This is a genomic window from Bradyrhizobium sp. Kon56 (genome assembly GCF_055807635.1).
The window spans coordinates 20,304-40,426 of sequence record NZ_JBVVOU010000028.1; the positions used below are offsets into that span (position 1 = coordinate 20,304).

Annotated in this window: 16 protein-coding genes and 1 pseudogene; 8 read left to right on the plus strand and 9 right to left on the minus strand. The window is 63.1% G+C overall.

Annotation, left to right across the window (positions count from 1 at the left end; genetic code table 11):
• Window positions 1-96 precede the first annotated feature (96 nt).
• Window positions 97-1,053, plus strand: coding sequence for an alpha/beta fold hydrolase (locus AC0L3B_RS31115; protein ID WP_085348989.1), 957 nt, complete (start codon window positions 97-99; stop codon window positions 1,051-1,053).
• Between the two features lie 49 nt (window positions 1,054-1,102).
• Here AC0L3B_RS31115 and AC0L3B_RS31120 read toward each other — a convergent pair whose 3' ends face one another.
• A complete protein-coding gene (locus AC0L3B_RS31120; protein WP_085361019.1) occupies window positions 1,103-3,985 on the minus strand; it encodes an ATP-binding protein in 2,883 nt (960 codons plus the stop codon).
• 354 nt (window positions 3,986-4,339) lie between these two features.
• On the opposite strand from AC0L3B_RS31120, the gene AC0L3B_RS31125 reads away from it, so the two are divergent.
• Window positions 4,340-5,323: a helix-turn-helix domain-containing protein gene (locus tag AC0L3B_RS31125; protein ID WP_473381613.1), complete on the plus strand. Its 984-nt coding sequence runs from the start codon at window positions 4,340-4,342 to the stop codon at window positions 5,321-5,323.
• An 82-nt stretch (window positions 5,324-5,405) separates the two neighbouring features.
• Here the strand turns inward: AC0L3B_RS31125 and AC0L3B_RS31130 are convergent, their stop codons facing one another.
• Window positions 5,406-7,727, minus strand: a complete 2,322-nt coding sequence (locus AC0L3B_RS31130; protein WP_473381614.1) for a molybdopterin guanine dinucleotide-containing S/N-oxide reductase — start codon at window positions 7,725-7,727, stop codon at window positions 5,406-5,408.
• Window positions 7,728-8,055: 328 nt separating this feature from the next.
• On the opposite strand from AC0L3B_RS31130, the pseudogene AC0L3B_RS31135 reads away from it, so the two are divergent.
• A pseudogene (locus AC0L3B_RS31135) lies at window positions 8,056-8,405 on the plus strand (RidA family protein).
• A gap of 69 nt (window positions 8,406-8,474) precedes the next feature.
• On the opposite strand, the gene AC0L3B_RS31140 reads toward AC0L3B_RS31135, so the two are convergent.
• From AC0L3B_RS31140 to AC0L3B_RS31160, 5 genes are all read right to left on the minus strand, one after another.
• Window positions 8,475-9,683: a multidrug effflux MFS transporter gene (locus tag AC0L3B_RS31140; protein ID WP_377829651.1), complete on the minus strand. Its 1,209-nt coding sequence runs from the start codon at window positions 9,681-9,683 to the stop codon at window positions 8,475-8,477.
• A 180-nt stretch (window positions 9,684-9,863) separates the two neighbouring features.
• Window positions 9,864-11,039, minus strand: a complete 1,176-nt coding sequence (locus tag AC0L3B_RS31145; protein WP_244561209.1) for a helix-turn-helix transcriptional regulator — start codon at window positions 11,037-11,039, stop codon at window positions 9,864-9,866.
• A 316-nt stretch (window positions 11,040-11,355) separates the two neighbouring features.
• A complete protein-coding gene (locus AC0L3B_RS31150) occupies window positions 11,356-11,892 on the minus strand; it encodes a methyltransferase family protein (RefSeq protein ID WP_473381615.1) in 537 nt (178 codons plus the stop codon).
• Window positions 11,893-12,224: 332 nt separating this feature from the next.
• Complete coding sequence (locus AC0L3B_RS31155; RefSeq protein WP_473381616.1) at window positions 12,225-12,818, minus strand: class I SAM-dependent methyltransferase; 594 nt, start codon at window positions 12,816-12,818, stop codon at window positions 12,225-12,227.
• Complete coding sequence (locus AC0L3B_RS31160; protein WP_473381617.1) at window positions 12,815-13,147, minus strand: methyltransferase domain-containing protein; 333 nt, start codon at window positions 13,145-13,147, stop codon at window positions 12,815-12,817. Before AC0L3B_RS31160 ends, AC0L3B_RS31155 begins: the two co-directional genes overlap by 4 nt.
• A gap of 209 nt (window positions 13,148-13,356) precedes the next feature.
• Between AC0L3B_RS31160 and AC0L3B_RS31165 the strand changes: the two genes are divergently transcribed.
• On the plus strand, window positions 13,357-14,307 hold the full coding sequence (locus tag AC0L3B_RS31165; protein ID WP_473381618.1) for an AraC family transcriptional regulator: 951 nt from the start codon (window positions 13,357-13,359) through the stop codon (window positions 14,305-14,307).
• Window positions 14,308-14,949: 642 nt separating this feature from the next.
• Window positions 14,950-15,732 carry a Crp/Fnr family transcriptional regulator gene (locus AC0L3B_RS31170; protein ID WP_473381619.1) on the plus strand — a complete coding sequence of 261 codons (783 nt, stop codon included), beginning with the start codon at window positions 14,950-14,952 and terminating at the stop codon, window positions 15,730-15,732.
• Here the strand turns inward: AC0L3B_RS31170 and AC0L3B_RS31175 are convergent.
• Both AC0L3B_RS31175 and AC0L3B_RS31180 read right to left on the minus strand, forming a co-directional pair.
• Window positions 15,707-16,669 carry a glycosyltransferase family protein gene (locus tag AC0L3B_RS31175; RefSeq protein WP_368507336.1) on the minus strand — a complete coding sequence of 321 codons (963 nt, stop codon included), beginning with the start codon at window positions 16,667-16,669 and terminating at the stop codon, window positions 15,707-15,709. The genes AC0L3B_RS31170 and AC0L3B_RS31175 overlap by 26 nt on opposite strands.
• Window positions 16,670-16,681: 12 nt before the next feature.
• On the minus strand, window positions 16,682-16,969 hold the full coding sequence (locus AC0L3B_RS31180) for a hypothetical protein (protein WP_018460363.1): 288 nt from the start codon (window positions 16,967-16,969) through the stop codon (window positions 16,682-16,684).
• Window positions 16,970-17,323: 354 nt separating this feature from the next.
• On the opposite strand from AC0L3B_RS31180, the gene AC0L3B_RS31185 reads away from it, so the two are divergent.
• The 3 genes from AC0L3B_RS31185 to AC0L3B_RS31195 are packed head-to-tail and all read left to right on the plus strand — an operon-like array spanning window position 17,324 to window position 20,123.
• Window positions 17,324-18,424 carry an inositol-3-phosphate synthase gene (locus tag AC0L3B_RS31185; protein ID WP_026234013.1) on the plus strand — a complete coding sequence of 367 codons (1,101 nt, stop codon included), beginning with the start codon at window positions 17,324-17,326 and terminating at the stop codon, window positions 18,422-18,424.
• Window positions 18,424-19,023, plus strand: a complete 600-nt coding sequence (locus tag AC0L3B_RS31190; protein WP_473381620.1) for a histidine phosphatase family protein — start codon at window positions 18,424-18,426, stop codon at window positions 19,021-19,023. The genes AC0L3B_RS31185 and AC0L3B_RS31190 overlap by 1 nt, the downstream gene beginning before the upstream one ends.
• On the plus strand, window positions 19,020-20,123 hold the full coding sequence (locus tag AC0L3B_RS31195) for a CgeB family protein (protein WP_018460366.1): 1,104 nt from the start codon (window positions 19,020-19,022) through the stop codon (window positions 20,121-20,123). The genes AC0L3B_RS31190 and AC0L3B_RS31195 overlap by 4 nt, the downstream gene beginning before the upstream one ends.

Sequence of the window (20,123 nt, forward strand, 5' to 3'; positions counted from 1 at the left end):
GCGCCCGCGATGGTGCCTCTCGACGCCGCCGTCACAAGGGGATGTCCCCTACTTGCGACACATCTTCACCTCACATGCCGAATTCGGAGCGATGACATGAACATCCCAGCCACTCTTGCCCTATCGGCCGCTTTGGCCTGCGCGACCGTGCAGGCCTCGGCACAGGATCTGCGATCGAGCCGGCGCTCGATCAGCTATCACAAGACCGATATCCGGGGTCTCGAGATTTTCTACCGCGAGGCTGGGCCCACCGACGCTCCGACGGTGCTGCTGCTCCACGGATTTCCCTCGTCGTCGCGGATGTGGGAGCCGCTGATGCCGCTGCTCGCCGACAAATATCATCTCATCGCGCCGGACTATCCCGGCTTCGGCAACAGCAGCGCGCCGCCGCCATGCGACTTCACCTATACGTTCGACAACATCGCCGCCGTGATCGGCGAGCTCACAACGAAGCTCGGCCTCACCGACTACGTCCTGTTCATGCAGGACTACGGAGGCCCTGTCGGCTTCCGCATGGCGCTGGCGCATCCCGAACGCGTCCGCGGTGTCATCGTCCAGAACGCGGTTTCGCACGAGCAGGGGCTGAGCCCGCTCTGGAATGCGCGCAGGAAGTACTGGGCCGACCCGGCGCACGAGGTCGAGGCGCTCAAGGCCAACTTTACGTCCCTGGAGGCGACGCGTCAGCGGCATCTCGGCTCCAGTCCGCGTCCCGAGCGCTATGACCCCGACACCTGGATCGACGAATACGCGTTCCTGACGCGTCCCGGCCAGGCCGAGATTCAGACCACGCTGTTCCTGGATTACCGGACCAACGTCGCCTCCTATCCGAAATGGCAGGCTTGGTTGCGCCAGACGCGGCCACCGACGCTGGTGGTCTGGGGCGAATACGATCCGTCATTCGCCGTCGCAGGCGCGACGGCCTATCGCGACGACGTGCCGGATGCCGAGGTTCACATTCTCGAAGCCGGCCACTTCGCGCTGGATGAAGCCACCGACGAGATCGCTTTGCTTGTCCGCGACTTCCTGGGGCGGCTGGCTGGACACAAGGGTTGAGCGCTGATGGACGCGCTCAGCAGCGAGAAGAGACGGTCGTATCGACTGTTCAGGCCCCCGGTTCGTTCAACATGCGCCGTGCTGCAATGAGATCGGCGGTCTCGAACCCTTCGGAGAACCGGGCATAGGTTTGAGCGAGCTGTTCGAGCGGATTTTGCACATGCTGCCGGGTTCGAAGCCGCGCCAGCGACATCTCGGCTCGCAGCCGCCACGATAGCGCGCCCTGCTGTTCGGCGAGCGAGATCGAGGCGACAAGATCGGCCTCGGCCGCGTCGGGATTGCCGCCCTGGATCTCCAGCTCTCCCCGCAGACGGAGCAGCTCGGGCATGTCGAACGCGCCGCCTTCCCGCTCGACCCGCAGAATGGTTTCGTGAAGAACCTGAATGCCTTCCGTCAATTGTCCCAAGCTGACCAGGCCCCGAGACAGATCCGCGGCGAACGCCGAGGCATAGAGTTCGTAGCGGTCGGCATGCAGGCGTGGAAGCGCACTCCGCATCAGGTCGACGCCGCCGGCCGCCTCGCCCCGAGCGATCATGCTCTGCGCCCGAAAACCCGCCGCGACGGCTTCGTAAGGCACGAGCCCGTGCATGCTCGCATGCGCGGTCAGACGACCGGTCATGGCCTCGACCGACGACCAGTCGCCGAGCCAGCCGAATACCGAAGCGGACCAGCATAATGCGATACAATGCATGACCACGTCATGCGGCGCCGAAGCGCCGACCAGCGGCCGGATGCATTCGAGCGCACGATCGGGAAAGCCGCGCAGCCATAGCACGCGCGCGAGCGGAATTTGCGGTGTGCGTGAATAGGCGAAATGCCCGGGTTGGGTGCCGCGGAGCGCAGCGTCGTCTCGCAGGCCCTGGTCGAGATGAGCCTGCGCCGCGGCCTGGTCTCCGGCGAGGTGATATGACACGCCGAGCAGCGCTTTGCTCCCGGCGATGCCCGCGGTATCGCCGATGACGCGGGCAATCCGCTCGGCGTGAAGCGCAGTCGGCACCAGATGCCGATAGCGACCGGTCCGGCGGTAGAACATGTTGAGCCGGGACAACAGCCTGAATGTGTTGGCGTGATCGGAAAGCGCTTCCGCTATTTCCAGCCCGCGCCTGAGCGCCGCTTCCGCCTGCTCGCTGTTACGTTCGGTGAACATCAAGGCGTGACCGAGCGTCGACTGAAGTTCGAGCTCCCATGCGCCGCCCCGGTCGGCCTCGTCCAGCATTGCGAGTGCGCGATCGGACCAGATGCGGGCCTCGTTCAGCAAATTGAGTTCGACGAACAGCCTTGTGCAGCTGCCGGCGAGCGGCACGCGCAAGCCGGCGCCGTCGTCGTTGGCATAAGCCCATTGCAGCGCAGCGCGGGCATCGGCGAGCAGGCTCGCGCTTTCCTGCAAACGTGACGCATGATCGCCGCCCTCCTTGTCCCTCATGCCCGCTTCGAGCGTGCATTGAACATAGAGAGCATGACGATGCGCGATCTGCGCCAGCTGTCCGCCGTCGGCCAGTTTCTGCAGGGCATAGGCACGCGTTGCGTCGAGCAGGCGATAGCGCCGCGATGCGCCGTCCGGCTGGGTGGAAACCAGCGACTTCACCACGAGTTGCTCCAGGGCCTCGACGACGCGATCCTCCGCCATCTCCGCCCCGGCCGCGACTGCTATCGCGCCCCTCAACGTGAAGTGACCTGCGAAGACGGCGAGGCGCTGAAATACGATCCGCTCGCTCTCGCCGATCAGACCGAAACTCCAGTCGAGCGTAGCGCCGAGCGTCTGCTGGCGCGGCGGCGCCGTCCGCCGCCCGCGCCATTCGAGCTGCAGCCGGTTGTCGAGCAGCGCCGCCATCTCGCGCAGTCCATAGAGACCGACACGTGCGGCAGCCAGCTCGATCGCCAGCGCGATGCCGTCGAGCTTGCCGCAAATCCGGGCCAGGACTTCGGCATCCTCGTCGGTGATGTCGTCGCGATGCCCCGCCGCGACGGCGCGATCGACGAACAGGCGCACGGCGGGATAAGCAAGCACCTCGCCGGCACTGAGGCGGGTGCCCTGCGGCGGACCGGGGAGCGAAACGAGCTCGAAAATCTGCTCGCCTTCCACCAGCAGCGACTCGCGGCTGGTTGCGAGGATGACGATGCCAGGCGCCTCCCGGTAGATGTTTTCTGCAAGGCGCGCGACCTCCTCGATGACGTGCTCGCAGCTGTCGAGCACGAGAAGCAGCCGGCGGCCGCGCAGGAAATTGACGATGCTGGCCGAGGGGTCCTCGTGGTGCACGACGAGGCCCAACGCGGCTGCAACCGTGCTCGCGACCAGCGCTCCGTCCTTGAGCGGACCGAATTCGAGGAAATGGACGTTGCCGTCGAAGCTATCGCACATCTCGTGCGCGAGCGCAGTCGCAACGGTGGTCTTTCCGATGCCGCCCGGCCCTCGCAGCGTGACGAAGCGATCGCGGAGCAAGCGCGCTGCCAACTCGGCCACGGCGTCCTCTCGCCCGACCATCCGGTCCAATCGGCGCGGTAGCGACGGTGGCGGCGCGGCCCTTTCAGGCACACGCGACGCCGGTGTAGCCACCTCCGCGCGCCCGCCACGCCGCACGGGCGCGACAAAGCAATAGCCCCGGCCCGGGATGTTGGTGATGTAGCGGGCACCATCCTTTCCGTCGCCGAGCACCTTGCGCAGCTCCGCGACATGGACGCGCAGGCTGACCTCCTCGACGGAAAGTCCGGACCACGCATAGCCGAGAATTTCGTTCTTCGGGACCACTTCGCCGGCGCGACTGACCAGCAGGCGCAAAATATCCATCGCACGGCTGCCGAGCCTGACCGGCAAGCCATCCTTCTCCAGCAGCCGCGACCGCAGCGAAAATGGCCCGAACGCGACGGCATCGAAATCTGGGATCGCCGCGGCGTCGCGGCCGCGGGGGCCCTGTCCTGCCGAGAGCTCGATCACTTTTGACTCATCTTGACGGCCGCTCCAGCGAAATGCGGCGCGACTATACCCGGCGCCAGTGCGAGGTCCAGCGAGGGCAACCCACAGAACTCACACCTCCACATCGATCTCCACGCCATGACCGGTGCTCTCCTGAGTCGTGTCGGGGATACGCAAATGTCTGATAAACTGTACAAAAACGACGCTTCCTGAGACGGGATGCCGCACCTGATGCGCTCCCACAAAAACTAACACATCCTAATCACCACTAACGAGCTTGCAGGTCAGCTCACGCCTATCCTCTCACCATGGAAAACGTGGGCTTTGCGCGTTTGCTGGTTGCAAACAGCGGAGAACGCCCGGAGAGGACGAACGATGTTGACCAATTTGCAGGCAGGTGATGCCTGGATTGAATTTCCGGGCACCTCGGGGGATTGCGAGTTCCCCCGGGCAACACACGCGATCATTCGGGAGCGTCAATGGCGTCAGATCGATCCGGGCACGGGAGCGGCGGCCGAGGACATCGCGATCTCGCGATGGGAAGACCCGCGGAGCACCTCGTCGCACCAAGCGACGACGCCCGAGGATCGCTATTTCGTCGGCATCGCCCTCAAGACCACGCGCGCGAAACTGACCCGGGATCGCCAGGTCATTTTCGACGGGACCATGCCCGCGGGCACACTGTATCTCACCGCGCCGTCAAAGCCCCTCGCCGTACAATTCCAGTCGCCATGCGCCTTCTTGCACTTTTACATCTCCGCGGATCAATTTCCGGCACAATTTTCCGGAACCGAAGGTTTGAATGATCTCGTCCTGTTGCGCGATCCGCTCGCGGCCGAGCTTGCCAAGGCGCTGATCGAACTTGGCGACGCCGCGGACCACGAGTTCACGCGCTGCATTGGCCAAACCCTCGCGATGCATCTGGCGCGGCTGGAATTGCCACGCGCCAAGGTCAATGCCCTGCCGAAATGGCGGCTGCGGCGCGTCGAGCAGTATGTCGCCGATCATTTCCACCGCTGCATCAGCCTGTCCGAGCTCGCCAATGTCGCCGGCCTGTCCAGAATGCACTTTGCGGCGCAATTCCGCGTCGCGACCGGTTATCGCCCCCGCGAATATCTGCTCAATCACCGGATCGAGCAGGCCAAGACGTTGCTGGCGACCACCGAGCGGCCGCTGGCCGAGATCGCACTCGCCGTCGGCTTCAGCACGCAGGCGCATTTTTCGACTGTCTTCAAGCGCATCACCGATCAATCCCCGGCACGCTGGCGCCTCGCCAGCAAGGGCGAACGGCGAGAGGTGCAAGCACTCCCGCCGCGTCGTCCTGCTACGGAGAGGGACTGGATCAGCGCAGCCGCGTAAGCATTCGCTCGCGCCCTCATCCTCCCGGGCCTGCGAGCCACTCGGGGCCGTCCCTGCACCCACACAGGACGGCCCCTTTTTTCTACACCGGGTCGAAAGCCCGGATCGGCGGCAGATTGCCGGTGAACTTCTCGACCTCGGCTGTCGTGAGCTGACCGGTGCAGCCTTGCGCAAAGGACGACGTGCCGACGTCGCGGGTGAGCACGTTCGGATTGCCGTGCACGCAGAGCGGCGCGTCGTCTTCGGGGTCCATCGGGTCGTACCAGGCGCCGGTCGGGAGCTGGACCACGCCGGGCGCGATGCCGTCGGTGACGTGGACCGCGGCGAGACAGGCGCCGCGCGCGTTGAACAGCCGGATGATGTCGCCGTGCTTGATCCCGCGTGCGTCTGCGTCCTGCGGGTTCATGCGCGCGACCTCGCGGCCGCGATGTTTGCTTTGAAGCGAATGTCCGCCGAAATCGAGCTGGCTATGCAGACGCGTCACCGGCTGGTTGGCGACCAGGAAGCACGGCGCCCCCGGCTTGGGCGTGTCGGACTTCTCCAGCCAGACCGGATGGCCCGGGCAATCCGCATCACCATGACCTGCGATCTTGGCAGAGAATATTTCGATGCGACCGCTCGGCGTGGGCAAAGCATGATTGACGGGATCGTCGCGGAAGCGGCGCAGCCGGCCACCGTCGTCGGGCTGCTGCGGCACCACCAGGCTGCCGCGCCGCCAGAACTCTTCGAAGCTCGGCGCTTCCAGGCCGCGCGCTTCGAGCGAGGCGCGGGTCGGCTCATAAAGATGTTCCAGCCACTGACGTGACGTCCGCCCCTCGGTGAAGGGCTCGCGCGCACCGAGACGGTCGGCGAGATCGGCGAAGATCTCGTAGTCGTCGCGCGCAAGGCCGAACGGCTCGGCGATCCGGTGCATCGCGACCATCAGGGGATCGTTGCTGGAATAGCCGATGTCTTCGCGTTCGAGCGTCATCGTCGAGGGCAGCACGATGTCGGCATGCCGGGCCGTGGCAGTCCATGCGAGCTCGTGCACGACCAGCGTGTCGACTTTCGCAAACGCCTTGCGCAGGCGGTTGATGTCCTGGTGGTGATGGAAGGGATTGCCGCCGGCCCAGTAGACAAGGCGGATATCCGGATAGGTGCGCGTCTCGCCGTTGTAGCGATAGGCGCTGCCGGGATTGAGCAGCATGTCGGCGATGCGCGCCACCGGAATGAAATCGCGGACAGCGTTGCGGCCCTGCCCCAATGTCGGCCCCGGCACGTCGTTGACGCGGCGACCGTAATAGCCGATTGCCCCCAACGAATAGGCGTAGCCGCCGCCGGAGAGGCCGATCTGGCCGAGCGCTGCCGCCAGCACCATGCCCATCCACACCGGTTGCTCGCCATGCTCGGCGCGCTGGAGCGAATGAGAGACGGTGATGAGCGCGCGCTTGCCGGCGAGCCGGCGCGCCAGCTTGCGGATTGTGTCGGTGTCGACGCCGCAGATCGCGGCGGCCCATTCGGCGTGCTTGGGTTGGCCGTCGCTCTCGCCGGTGAGATAGCGCAGGAAGACCGGCCAGCCCTCGGTGTAGCGATCGAGGAAGGCCTGGTCGTGCAGGTTCTCCGCGATCAGCGTATGAACGATGCCGAGCATCAGCGCGGTGTCGGTCCCGGGCACGCAGGTCATCCACTCGGCGCCGGCCTCGACGGGCAGGTCTTCGCGCAACGGGCTGACCAGGATGAACGCGCAGCCGCGGCGGCGCGCGGCTTCCATCGCGCCGCGCTCGACATGCTTGCTGATCGAGCCGCCTGCGACCATCGAGTTCTTCAGCGCCATGCCGCCGAACGCCAGCACGATGTCGGTATCAGCCGCGATCTGCTCCCAGGTGACATTGCGCTTGGTGATATCCTCGTAGCCGCAGAGGATCTGCGGCAGCAGCACCGAGGACGCGCCGGAGGAATAGGAGTTCACCGAGCGCACATAGCCGCCCAAGGCGATGTTGAGGAAGCGATGCACCTGGCTCTGGGCGTGGTGGAAGCGGCCCGCGCTCGACCAGCCATAGGAGCCGCCGAACACCGCGCCGGGGCCGCGCGTGTCACGGATGCGTGCCAGCTCGTCGCCGAGCAGATCGAGCGCCTTTTCCCAGCTGACGGATACGAATTCATCGCGGCCGCGGCGATCGTCCGGACCCGGACCGCGTTCGAGCCAGCCGCGGCGGATCGCCGGCTGGGTGATGCGCGCCTGATGGCGTAGCGCGCCGGGAAAATTGTCGATGATGCGGTTCGGATCGGGATCGCCCGCATAGGCCCTGACCTCGAGCCCGGCCTCGCCTTGACGTGCCGAGAACACGCCCCAATGCGAGGTGTGCGGCCTGAAGCCGTCGGACAGGTCGAGGCCGGGGTCGGGGAAGCCAATCGTATCGTCCATCGTCGCATTCCTTGTTCCGGTCGCGGCACTGTCCCGGCCGCACCGATGTCACCCGCGTCGCAGTATAGCGATCCGCGCTTCGATGTCGTCGGGTCAGGGCCGGCGAAAATGCCGGGCGCTCGTGCAAGGACAGATTGGCGAACGTTCGCAGGAACGACCCGGCGGCGATTTTTCGTCCAATTTGTGCTTTTATTTTCAACGCCTTAGTCGGTTGCATTCAGAGCCGCGCGGTCCGTCTTTCGGTGAGACTTGGCGCGAGATCTCTTTGCGACGACACTGACATTGAAATGTGCGAATGCCGCCCGTCACACACAACATCGGTCCCATCATGATCAAGCGCGTCTTGCCCTACGAGGGTCTGCTCCACGAAGTGGTCGAGCATCATGGCGTGCTCTACATCGGTGGAATCGTCCCAGAGGACACGAGCCTCGACATGTCGGGCCAGGCAAATGACGTCCTCGGGCAGTTGGCGCAGCTGCTCAAGACCCTCGGATCCGATCTGAGCAACGTCTTGCAGGTGACCATCTACATGACGAGCCTCAAGGAGAAGGCAGACTTCAACGCGGCCTGGAAGGCGCATTTGCAGAGGCTCATCTGCCGGCGCGCGCCGCAATCGGCGTGGCGGATCTCGGTCCCGGCGTCAAACTCGAGATCACGGCCATCGCCGCTCGACAATAGTGGCATGCCAGGGCGCCGCAAAGAACCTCACACCAAACCCATTGTGTTCTCGGCAAGATCCAGCTCAGATTAGCGCCGCTCGTGAAGGATAACCGCCACGAGCGACGTTACTGTCAGCACGATTCCTAGCCCGACGGCCGGATCGCTGGCGACAATCGCCGCGAGAGAGGCACCGCATGCAGCGCCCGCCATTTGCGAGAATCCGAACAGGGCTGCGGCGATACCGGCCTTGCTGCCAAACGGCGACAGCGCTGCCGCGCTCGACAGCGGGCTCACTATTCCCACGCCGAACAGAAAGACGGAAGCCGCTAACAGAAATGGCAGCAGCGCGCCGTTCGCGAGCAGCATCGCGCAAAGCAGCCCGGCGCCTCCGAGGACGGTTAGTCCCAAGCCGACCGACGTCGCACGGCAGGAACCAACCCGCGCCGATAGCCTAGGCGCCAGCATGCCGGCCGCAAACACCAGGAAGACCACGCCCGCAAATAGCTCACCAAGTGTGATTGGCAAGAATCCAAACGATTCGAGCAGCACCCGCGGCGCGCTGGAGAAAATCGCGAAAAGACCGGCCATCACCAGTCCAGCGGTTGTAGCAGGCGCAACGAACCGGCGATCCCGAACAAGCTCCAGATAGAAGCCGGCAATTTTGAGCGGATTCAGAGAACGACGCGCGCCGTCATTGGTTTCGCCGACGAAGGTCGCATAGGCCAAAGCCGTGCAGAGCGCGAAGGCCGCGACAAAGGCAAATTCCGAGCGCCAGCCAAAGAATAGATCGAGCGCACTCCCCAGCAGCGGTGAAAAGCCTGGGGCGGCCGCGGTTGCCATGGTGATCGAGGCCATGACCTTTGCAAGTGCCTGGCCATCGAACAGATCCCGGGCGATCGCACGTGAAAGCACCGAAGCCGCACATGCGCCGAAAGCCTGCATTGATCGGCCGATCAGCAGGCTCGATAGATCGCGCGCGAAAGCGCACCAGATCGTACCGGCGATGAAAATTCCGAGCCCTATCAGAATCGGCATGCGTCGCCCGAACCGGTCCGACAGCGGGCCGGCAATCAATTGCCCTATGGCGAAAATCGCCAGAAAGATCGTGAAGGCCGACGTGACCGCCGCGCTGGATACATGCAAATCGGCCGCGATGACCGGCAGCGAAGGCAAGAAGATGTTGGTCGCAAGGATTCCTGTCGCCGCCAGGGCACAAATCACTATTCTGCGCGCCGCCGCCCCTGCTTGACGTCCGTGCCCCGCCGCAGAAACCGTGCCCTCGACTTCAATGGACATGCTGCGCTCCCAAGTCCTGTCCAGATGCGGCGAGGCAGGGACGCCTGATCACCTACCCCACTGCATGCTGGCCGGACGCATGCCATCCTGAACAACCACTGCTTGGGTGTCGTCCTGCGAATGTGGGAGGAGCGCGCAAATATTTGCTGCTTCTGGGTGCTGCAATGAGCGCCCTCTCTCCTATCCCGCCAGGGGCGTCGTATAGCCTGCAACCAGCTTGACGAGATCCGCCTGGCGCGCGGTGCCTGTTTTTTCAAACAACCGGCTGACATGCGTCCTAACCGTGCTATCGGCGACCCCGAACGCCATGGCGACCTCAGGAACGCCACCGACCTCGACGATGGCCAGCAACACGCGGAGTTCGGTCGGCGTCAGCTTGAACGCGCTGCCGATGGCTCCGGGAATAGAAGCAACCGCCAGCGACGCCTTGCGAACGAACAAGGCCGCCGTGGCGGTGTAAACAATACCAGCACGCCGACGCGCGCCTGACGTGAGGGGCAATGCATGGGCCACATAGCGGTCGCCCTCCCTGCCGGTCAGCGGCAACGCGATGCCCCTTATACCAAGTGCGGCATCGCCCTGCCCCGCGGTGGCGAAGACATCTCGCAGGGTGCGGTCGACCTGAGGATCGCTGGCGACCAGCCGCCCGCCCACGGAACTCAGAATATCACGAGCGTCGAGAATGGCATTGCCGGCCGTATTGGCGTGAATGAGACGTCCACCGGGATCGACGAGATACATGCCAGCACCGAGCCCGTCCAACGTGTCAACGAACGTCGCGAGTTCAGCGGCCTTGAACTCGAACATCTTGCCGATCACGACGGCACGCCTGATATGCGGCGCGATCAGCCTCATTTGCCGGCGCGCGTGCTCGTCAACGATCCCATTTCGCCGGTGGCGGAAGACCCCGAAAATAGCTGTGCTGACCGTGGTCCTGTCGACAACCGCGCTGACAAAATCGACAAGCCCCTGGGGCTCGGCCCACTGCCGGTATAGTTCACTCTGGGTGAGTGCTGCGAAAGACATCAAATCGGTCGTCGCGATCGGCTGCTCGAGGTCACCGAGAAAGTGCCCCTCCGCGGAGGAATAAATCTGCCGAAAGAGTTCGACCCGCAACGGCACGTCAAATCCAAAGCGATGGGGCACCGTGGCGTGCTGGACACCGACGTCCTTGCAGAACAGCCCGCCTGCTGCGCCGCCAACGAATTGCACGATGCTGACGATGGCGTCTTCCCAACGAGAGGGATCGATGGCGGCATCGTAGATGACGCTGATCAGGTCGCTCAGTTGCTGCTGATCATCTGAATTGTCTTTCGACGATTCCGAAACCGACCGCGGATGTGAAACCCTGTTCATTCGAAGACGCGCCCCCGGTGTGAGGATAGCTGTGAGACAACTTTAAGCTTTTCCGCTGATAGCGAGCCGGTATCGCGCTCAAATCATTTTGATCGTGTCCCACCGGAGCCGCGGGGAATATCGGCCATCCTTCAAATGGAGGATGGTCATGCGGTCGGTGATCCTCTTGGCCGGACGCCTCAGGTTGAAATGAGTTGATCAGAACGCGATGCGCACGCCGCCCTGGCCGTGTCGATACGGCTGCGACCGGACGCCGCGCCGCTTGAATCCACCCCTGCTTGCGGACTGATTGGCCTGTCTTGACGAGCGTCTCGGGTCAGATGTCGGCGTCCTGGGACGCGGCGAAGTTTCGGCATGAAAGCGGGACGAGCATGGCCGCGTGACGGCGGTAGCGGCGATACCGGTTGCCGAACTGCTGGATCAGATCGTGCTCTTCCAACTGAATGCCGATCAGGATGTAGGCTGTGATGCCAAGCGAATAGACCAGATGACCGACCGTCATCGCAGGCGTGGCCCAGACTGCGAGCAGGATGCCGAGATAGATCGGATGGCGGACATACCGGTAGAGCAACGGCGTGCGGAATTTGGCTTCGGGCGGTTGTTTACCGAACAGGTGCATGAACACCTGGCTGAGGCCGAACAACTCGAATGACTGAGAAGAAACGTGCTGACCACCAGCACGACCCAACCCAGCCAGAAGACGGCGTCGAGCGCCCCCGCCGCGACCGGGTGGTTCACGGTCCAGACCGGCGTGGGGATCGGCTGCCACTGCCAGTACAGCAACAGCAGTGCAAAGCTGGCGAACAGCACGTAGGTGCTGCGCTCGACCGAAGCCGGCACGATTCGCGTCCACCAGCGCTTGAAGCCCTGACGCGCCATCACGCTGTGCTGGATTGCGAACACTCCGATTAGCAGCACATCGATAACAATGCTTGCAGGAACCGGACCAATGGCCCCGGAATCGATAGACTTTGGAACGACCAGGTCCCCGGTAAAGCCAATGAGATAGAGCAAGGCGACGAGCGGGACACCGTAAGCGGCAGTGCCGTTAGAGGACCGCAACTAGACCTGCCATCAATCTTCTCCCAGAGAGTTCATTTTTTTGCATCGATTCGTCCGATCGCGGCGGCGGCTGCGGCGGTGCTTACAATGAAGAGATTTCGAGCAGCGACTGGCGCGGGTACGTCACCCCCGGGGCCGCGGCGGTGATCCCGGATTCTGCGCGGTGACCATCCAAGAGCTTGAATTCATCATCACGCCTTCGGGGCGGACGAATTGTTTCAACTCGTCCTTCAAGGCCGCCACCAGCGTATCAAACAAACGAGCAGCCTTCGGACCGGCTTCGCGATAAACCTCCCCTGCGGGACCGATCGCGAGCTGAAACGCGACCGCTTCGTCAAGATCTCGCCCGACCAAGACTTCGGCATCGATCCGTTCGAACCTGATGCCGCCGTAGCCGGCAATCATCAATTGCCGAGTCACGGCCTCGGGATCGGTCATAGAAAACGGTCCGGGGCCGCAGGTTGCAGCGTCTTCCCTGACGGGGGGCAGGTAGCGAAGCAGAACCTCCTTCGACAGTGTAAGCCACGGATTGTCCGCCCGTTCGCGCCAGACGACCATCGTCATCAGTCCACCCGGCTTGAGCGCAAATCGCATGTTGCTCAAGCCAGCCGTTGGGTTTTCGAAGAACTGGGTTCCAAAGCGAGAGAAGCAAAAATCATGTACCGGCTCGAACGGATGGGTCTGAACATCCGCTTCGAGAAAGCTGAGATTGGTCACCCTGCCTCCTTCGCATCTGCGCGGCCGACGTCGAGGAAGGCATTGCAGCAATCGAGGCCGAGGACGGATCCGGTCGGTCCGACGCGCCGCGCAAGTTCAATTGCGGTGTCGCCCCAGCCACATCCCACATCCAGGGCCCTGTCGCCGGCTCTGATCGGCAGCGACGGGAAGACTTTAGCGCTATGCAGGTGAAGGCCGCCGGCGAGGATGTGCCGCCACGCATTGAATTTCGGAGCCAGTACCGCGTTCCAGAAATCGATATACGGCGTGACGGTTGCGGTAGCCTGCGCGATGCTCATGATCGGGATATCCGTCTGCTTGGTTGCCATCCAGAACCCCGTTGTGGCGTCCCGCTTTTCCATTCTCCCGCAACCGGTTCCGCGTCCGCCTGACCGTCTGGACAGCGTCTCAAGGAAACGTGGAGGAATCGGTTGCTTGGCAGTTCATTCATGAGCCCCGTATAAGCGCGGGGACCGCCACGGTGAATGATCGCCCAGCCGGATAAGTTGACCGATCGTCCAAATCTGAGATTAGCCTAATGATCGATCCGCTATCGGAAGTGCTTCGATCGGTTCGCCTGACCGGCGGCATTTTTCTGGATGCGCGGTTCACCGCGCCGTGGAGCGTCCATACGCAGATCGTCGCTGAGGACTGCGTGACCTTCGCGGTCAAGCCCTCGCTGCTGATCGCTTACCACTTCGTCATCGCCGGAAAATTTCTGCTCAGCGTCGACAGCGAACCTACATTCGAGGTGCGGGCCGGCGAGATCGTACTGCTGCCCAGAAACGATGTTCATACACTCGCCAGCGACGCGGGTCTGGTACCGACAAACGCGCGTCATCTCATTCAGCCGTCACCGGATGGGGGGCTGGCAAAAATTATGCACGGCGGAGGCGGTGAGCCGGCGCAAATCGTGTGCGGTTTTCTCGGCAGCGAGGAAACCTATAATCCGTTGATCGCGGCCCTGCCAAGAGTGCTGAAGCTCGACATTCGCGAGGGGGTCGCACGCGACTGGATCGAGGCTTCAGTGCGGTATGCAGCCGGCGAACTGACGGCCGGCAGGTTCGCCTCGTCAAACCTGATGTCTCGGCTTTCCGAACTGCTGTTCGTAGAGGCGATGCGGCAATATTCCGTGACATACACCGATCAAGATGGAGGATGGCTGAAGGGGATTGCCGATCCGAAAATCGGACGCGCGCTCGCCTCCATTCATCATAACGTCGGGCTGCCGTGGTCCGCGGAGTCCCTTGCGAGAAAAGTCTCGATGTCGCGGAGCGCCTTCGTCGACCGCTTCACAACCCTGATCGGGGTGCCACCAATCCGGTATCTGACCATCTGGCGGCTTCAGGCAGCCAAGGTGAGCCTACGAGAAACACGCAAGCCGATCGACCAAATCGCAGAGGAAGTGGGTTACGGATCCGGAGAAGCATTCAGCCGGGCGTTCAGGCGTGAATTCGGCCTGGCGCCTGCGCGATGGCGGCAACGCTGACAACGCAATTGATTGCGCACGCGTCAAGTTTCAGAACGAGCCTCCATAGGGGGACGATCAAGAAATGATGCGTCGCCGTCGCGGCGAGAGCCGTAGCGGGTCAAACCGGCCCTGGACGGTCGGAATCGCACCTCTTGTCTATCTCGCACAGCGGAGCATGTGACCAGCTGATACGCACGTCCCAGTGCCCTCGGCGTGGACCTGGAGCACGGGCACGCGTCACGCACGCCAATTTCAGTGCGCACAAACCCGCGCGATATCGGCGACGGGTCGAGATCGGCGAAGGCACGCACATGGTCCTGCTGGAGAAGAACCGGTTGCAGGCCTTCGACGCGATCAATCAGTTTCTCTCGGAACAGTATGAGCATGACTAGCGCGATCTCCGCGGATCCCGCCGCGAGAAACACAGATGCTTCGCCTGAGCGCGACTCGCGCTTCCGGTTCCCGAAACGTCCGATCCTTGAGGACGATCGCATGCGCCGTTTACTATTCCGGAACCGTTTGACCGATCGCCCTCGCACTTCTGGGCGCATGCTGGGCAGACAAACAATGACCTGCATGGAGTAAAACTATCAAAGTTTAATGCGCTCTGTCGTTCTCATCGATCAAATTGGGGACGGGTTCTGAGTTATTAGGCGACCAATGCAGGCAGGATTTGCGTTCTCCAAGCTCGCCGACCGGTTGGCGAGCCTCACTCCCGTAACGGCCGACGATCTCCACCTGCTCGCGGACATGGCAAGCACAATCGCGCATCTCGGTTCGCGTCAGGCCGTTTTGCGGCATGGCGATGATGCCACCCAGTGCTGCCTGCTCCTTCAGGGATATCTGTCGTGGCAGGATGCAGAGAGTGCGGACGGGCAGATCACGTCAATCCATGTTCCCGGTGACATCGCCGATCTACACACGCTTTATCGTCCTCGCGTTGACGGCAACCTGATCGCGCTCGGCCCTGCCATCGTCGCTCTCGTGCCACACCGCTTCTTTCACGATTTGTCCGCGCGTTCGCCCGCGATGTCTCGCGCATTGCTGCTGATGCTGCTCACCACCCACGCCATTCAGCGCAACTGGACAGTGAACCTGGGTAGCCGTGATGCATTGACGCGCGTGGCGCATCTGCTGTGCGAGATCACCACCCGGCTGCAAAGCGTCGGCTTGGCGAGAGATTTCAGACTGCCGTCACCCTTCACCCAATCGGACCTTGCGGCAGCATGCAGCATCTCCCCGGTCCACGCCAACCGCACGATTCAGGAACTGCGACGATGCAATCTCCTGCAATGGCAGGGCAAGACGGTAACGATCACGGACTGGCAGGGACTCGTGCGGCTCGCAAGATTCGATCCGACTTACCTGAGCATTTCGTCCAGCCGCGACGATGCGTCGTCCTCGCGTCTCAGGCCACTTACGGCGGGCCTTGCGCTCGCTTGAGCTCCTTTCGGACGACACCTTGGAGACTTGCGGAGCGTGCAATCAGGGCCTCCCGCACCTCTTCAAGGACGCTATCCCAGTTGCCTGGTGTCCTCTGATGAAACAGCCGCAGGCTCGGATACCAAAGGGAATGGGCCTCGGATGCCGGCCAGCGCCAGTCGCAATCCGCATGCAATAAGACCCACGCCTCACAGCCGAGTGCTCCCGCGAGATGGGCCACCATAGTGTCGACGCAAATGACGAGATCGAGCCGCTGGAGGAGATGACCGAGAACCGTAACGTCAGGCGTGCTGACGTCCCTCGCGCCGATCTCGGCCAGTTCGCACGTTCGGGCCCCGCGTTGCAGTGAGCAGAGCGTCACGCCGGGAACGGCAAGATGTCCCAACAGGGACGGCGGAACGGTCCTCCGCTTGTCCCAATTGCCGACTTCCCAAACCAGGCCCACGGCAAGGCCCCTGAGTTCGAGACCTCGGTCTTGCGGGAGCGCTGGTTCGACCTTGGTCGGCAACGACAGGTAAGGTGCGCGCATCTCGACCTGCTCTCGCCTCGCCCTTATGGCATGCGGCACCTCCATAATCTCGATATCGACCTCGAAGTCGACCTCAGGTGCACCATCATGGAGCGCGAAGGCCCGATCGACGCCAGCCGCTCGCTCGACCAGCGGCAGAAGCTCGCCCTGGCACCAGACCGTGACGCGGCGCGCGACGTCACGAAGCGGCCGCATGAAGCGCAGGAACTGGATAGTGTCGCCGAGCCCGTGGTAGCAGCGGACCAGCACATCCTTGCCCCTCAGTTCCTCACCACGCCAGATCCGCTGCAGGTGACGCGGCCCGGTGTGCTTGGGTGGATACGCAAGCATTGCCAGATCGCGGTCATTGATTGCCCAGGCGCGTTCGAAGTCGCCTGCCCGCATCGCCTCGGTCCAGCTGCCCGACACGTGGTGATCCAACTAGCGCCGTACGAATTTGTGAAAGCGGCTCGGCTTCCCATCCTTGGTCTGGTCCTGATGGAGGAAGGCAATGCCGGCCTCGTCGAACTTGGCGAAGAATTCGTCCCAGCTGATCCGATCGAGACCTTCGTCGGGCGGATCGAAATCGATGCGCAGGATACCGGCGTGTCCGTCCTCCTCCGTGGCCTTGACCGTTGCAGGCTTTCCGCCGCGCTCCTCCGCCCATTTCCGGATCACATCATGGCTGGTGGTCTGCTGGGCTTCGCTGGTTTGTGATTTGGATGACATGTGACACCTCGATTGCTGACAAGGAGCGAGCGACGGATCGGCCCTCGCGTCGGACTGTTTCGCCGTGAACGCCGGGCGCGAGCATTTGTTCTTTCGTAGGCCGGACTCTCTCAAAACATCATCTTCTTCATCTTCATCATGGAAGCTTTTCGTTCCCACCAACCCTCCCGGGATTCTATCCCAGGTTAAGCGCGCGAGATTTTTTCGGCCGGAATCCGACGTGAGGCGGACATAGTGCAGTGAGTTCAGGAACGAACATACGTTCCCCACGTTCGCCGACGTACTTACGTCAACACTGCATCTCTTCAACACTGCATGCCTTAACGCTGCACGTCTTCCGGAGGGCCTCTAGCCATGCATTCTCGTCTTCAGGACAGGCGGCGCGTGCGCGTCGGCATCGTCGGTGTCGGCAATTGTGCGAGCTCCTTCGTTCAAGGGCTCTCCTATTACCGGGACGCCAAATCGAATGAACCGGTGCCTGGGCTGATGAACGCCGATCTCGGCGGCTACCACATCAGCGACATTCAGGTCGCGTCGGCCTTCGACGTCCATGCCGGCAAGGTCGGACGCGACGTGGCCGAGGCGATCTTCGCAGCGCCGAACAACACGCACCGCTTCTCCGACGTCGCCCCCACCGGCGTCATGGTCCAACGCGGCCCCGTCATGGACGGTGTCGGCCATTATCTAAAGGACGACGTCCCGATTGCGGATGTCCCGGAAGCCGACGTCTCCGAAGTGCTCGCGACCTCGCGCACGGACGTGCTTGTGTCCTATCTTCCCGTCGGCTCGCAGCGTGCGAGCGAATTTTACGCCGCGCGCGCGATCGAGGCCGGCTGCGGCTACGTCAATTGCATCCCCGTCTTCATTGCCTCGAATCCCGACTGGCGGCGGCGTTTCGAGGATGCAGGCCTGCCGATCGTCGGCGACGACATCAAGAGCCAGGTCGGCGCCACCATTCTGCACCGTGTGCTCGCCAATCTCTTCCGTGAACGCGGCGTACGGCTGGACAGAACCTACCAGCTCAACATCGGCGGCAACACCGATTTCAAGAACATGCTCGAGCGCGAGCGGCTGACATCAAAGAAGATCTCCAAAACCCAAGCCGTAACCAGCCAGTTCGACGTGCCCATGGATGCCGATAATATCCATGTCGGCCCGAGCGACCATGTGCCGTGGCTGACCGACCGCAAGCTGGCCTTTATCCGCCTGGAGGGCACCACGTTCGGCGGTGTTCCCTTGAGCGCGGAAGTCAAGCTCGAAGTCTGGGACTCCCCGAACTCGGCGGGTGTCGTGATCGACGCGGTCCGCTGCGCCAAGCTCGCCATGGACCGCGGGCAGGCCGGCGCGCTGACGGGCCCCTCGAGCTATTTCATGAAGTCGCCGCCTCAGCAGTTCACGGACGAAGAGGCCGGACGGCGAACGCGCGCCTTCATCGACGACAAGGCGTATACCTGATGGCGAAGATCATTCATCTGATCCGCCACGGGCATCATGCCCTGCTCGGCCGCACGCTCTGTGGCCGGATGAAGGGCGTAGAGCTCGATGATCTCGGCTGCGAGGAAATCGCGCGATGCGCCGATACTTTCACGCCCCCGCCGAGCATGGTTCAGTCGAGCCCGCAGCGGCGCTGCATGCAGTCGGCCTGCATCCTGGCGGCGCGCTTCGGCTTGCCGGTCGAGATCGTGCCGGCACTCGACGAGCTCGACTACGGCGAATGGACCGGACTGTCGTTCGAGGCGCTCGCCCGGGATCCCCGCTGGTCGCGCTGGAACGAACAACGCGGAACGAACCGCCCGCCGGGGGGCGAAAGCATACGGTCGCTTCAGAAGCGCGTCGTCGCCCATCTGGAGCAGCTGCGCAACGATCATGGTAGCGGCACCGTCGTCGTCGCCGTCAGCCATGCCGAACCGATCCGCGCGGCGCTGCTGCACTATTCCCGGAAAGAGCTCGACGACTTCCTCTCGATCGAGATCGACCCCGGCAGCGTCAGCACCCTCAGCGTGGACAATCGCGGACTCAAGATCACCGGGATCAATCAGCGGGTGCCAGCGTGAAGATCGTCATTTTCGGCCTGACAATTTCCTCGTCCTGGGGCAACGGTCACGCCACCCTGTGGCGAGGGCTTTGCAAGCATCTCGCGCGAGCCGGCCACAGCGTCGTCTTTTTCGAGCGCGACGTGCCCTACTACGCGGGCGCGCGGGATTTGCACGAACTGCCCGGCGGGCAATTGCGACTGTTCTCGAACTGGGACGATGTGCTGCCTTTGGCGCGGAGCGAAATCCGTGATGCAGATGTCGCGATCATAACGTCCTATTGTCCCGACGCGATCGCCGCGACAGAGCTTGTCCTGTCCGAGGGTCGTGCGGTGCCCGTGTTCTATGACCTCGACACGCCGGTCACGCTGACGAAGCTGATGGCCGGCGAGGCCGTTCCCTATATCGGGCCGCGCGGCCTGCGGGATTTCGCCCTGGTCCTGAGCTTCACCGGCGGCTCCCGCATCTGCAACGAATTTCGCGACAGGCTCGGCGCCTGCAACGTCCGCCCGCTCTACGGACACGTCGATACGGACATCCATCGGCCGGTGCCGTCGCAGCCGCATTACCGTGCGGATCTGTCCTATCTCGGCACATATTCGCAGGATCGCCAGCGCGCACTCGAGGCTCTGTTCGTCGAACCCGCACGTAACAGGCAGGATCTGCGCTTCCTGATTGGAGGTGCACAATATCCGGAAGATTTTCCCTGGTCGCCAAACATCTACTTCGTGCAGCACTTGCCGCCGTCGGAGCACGCGGCGTTCTTTGCGTCATCCCGGCTGACACTCAACGTCACGCGCCGCGCCATGGCCGAGATGGGCTGGTGCCCCTCCGGCCGCCTGTTCGAAGCCGCTGCCTGCAAGGCCCCGCTGCTCAGCGACGACTGGCCGGGACTCGATGAATTCTTTGTACCTGGGCAGGAGATCCTGATCGCATGCGATGCGAAGGACACGCTTGCTGCGTTGACGATGGCCGACGCCGAGCTTCAGCACATTGCCGGGCGCGCCTATGAACGGACCATGGATCAGCACACATCCGACAAGCGCGCAGCCGAACTGATTTGGCTGCTCGAGCAGACGGCATCGCTCGGCGCGCGCCGACAGCAACCCGAGGAGGCCTGA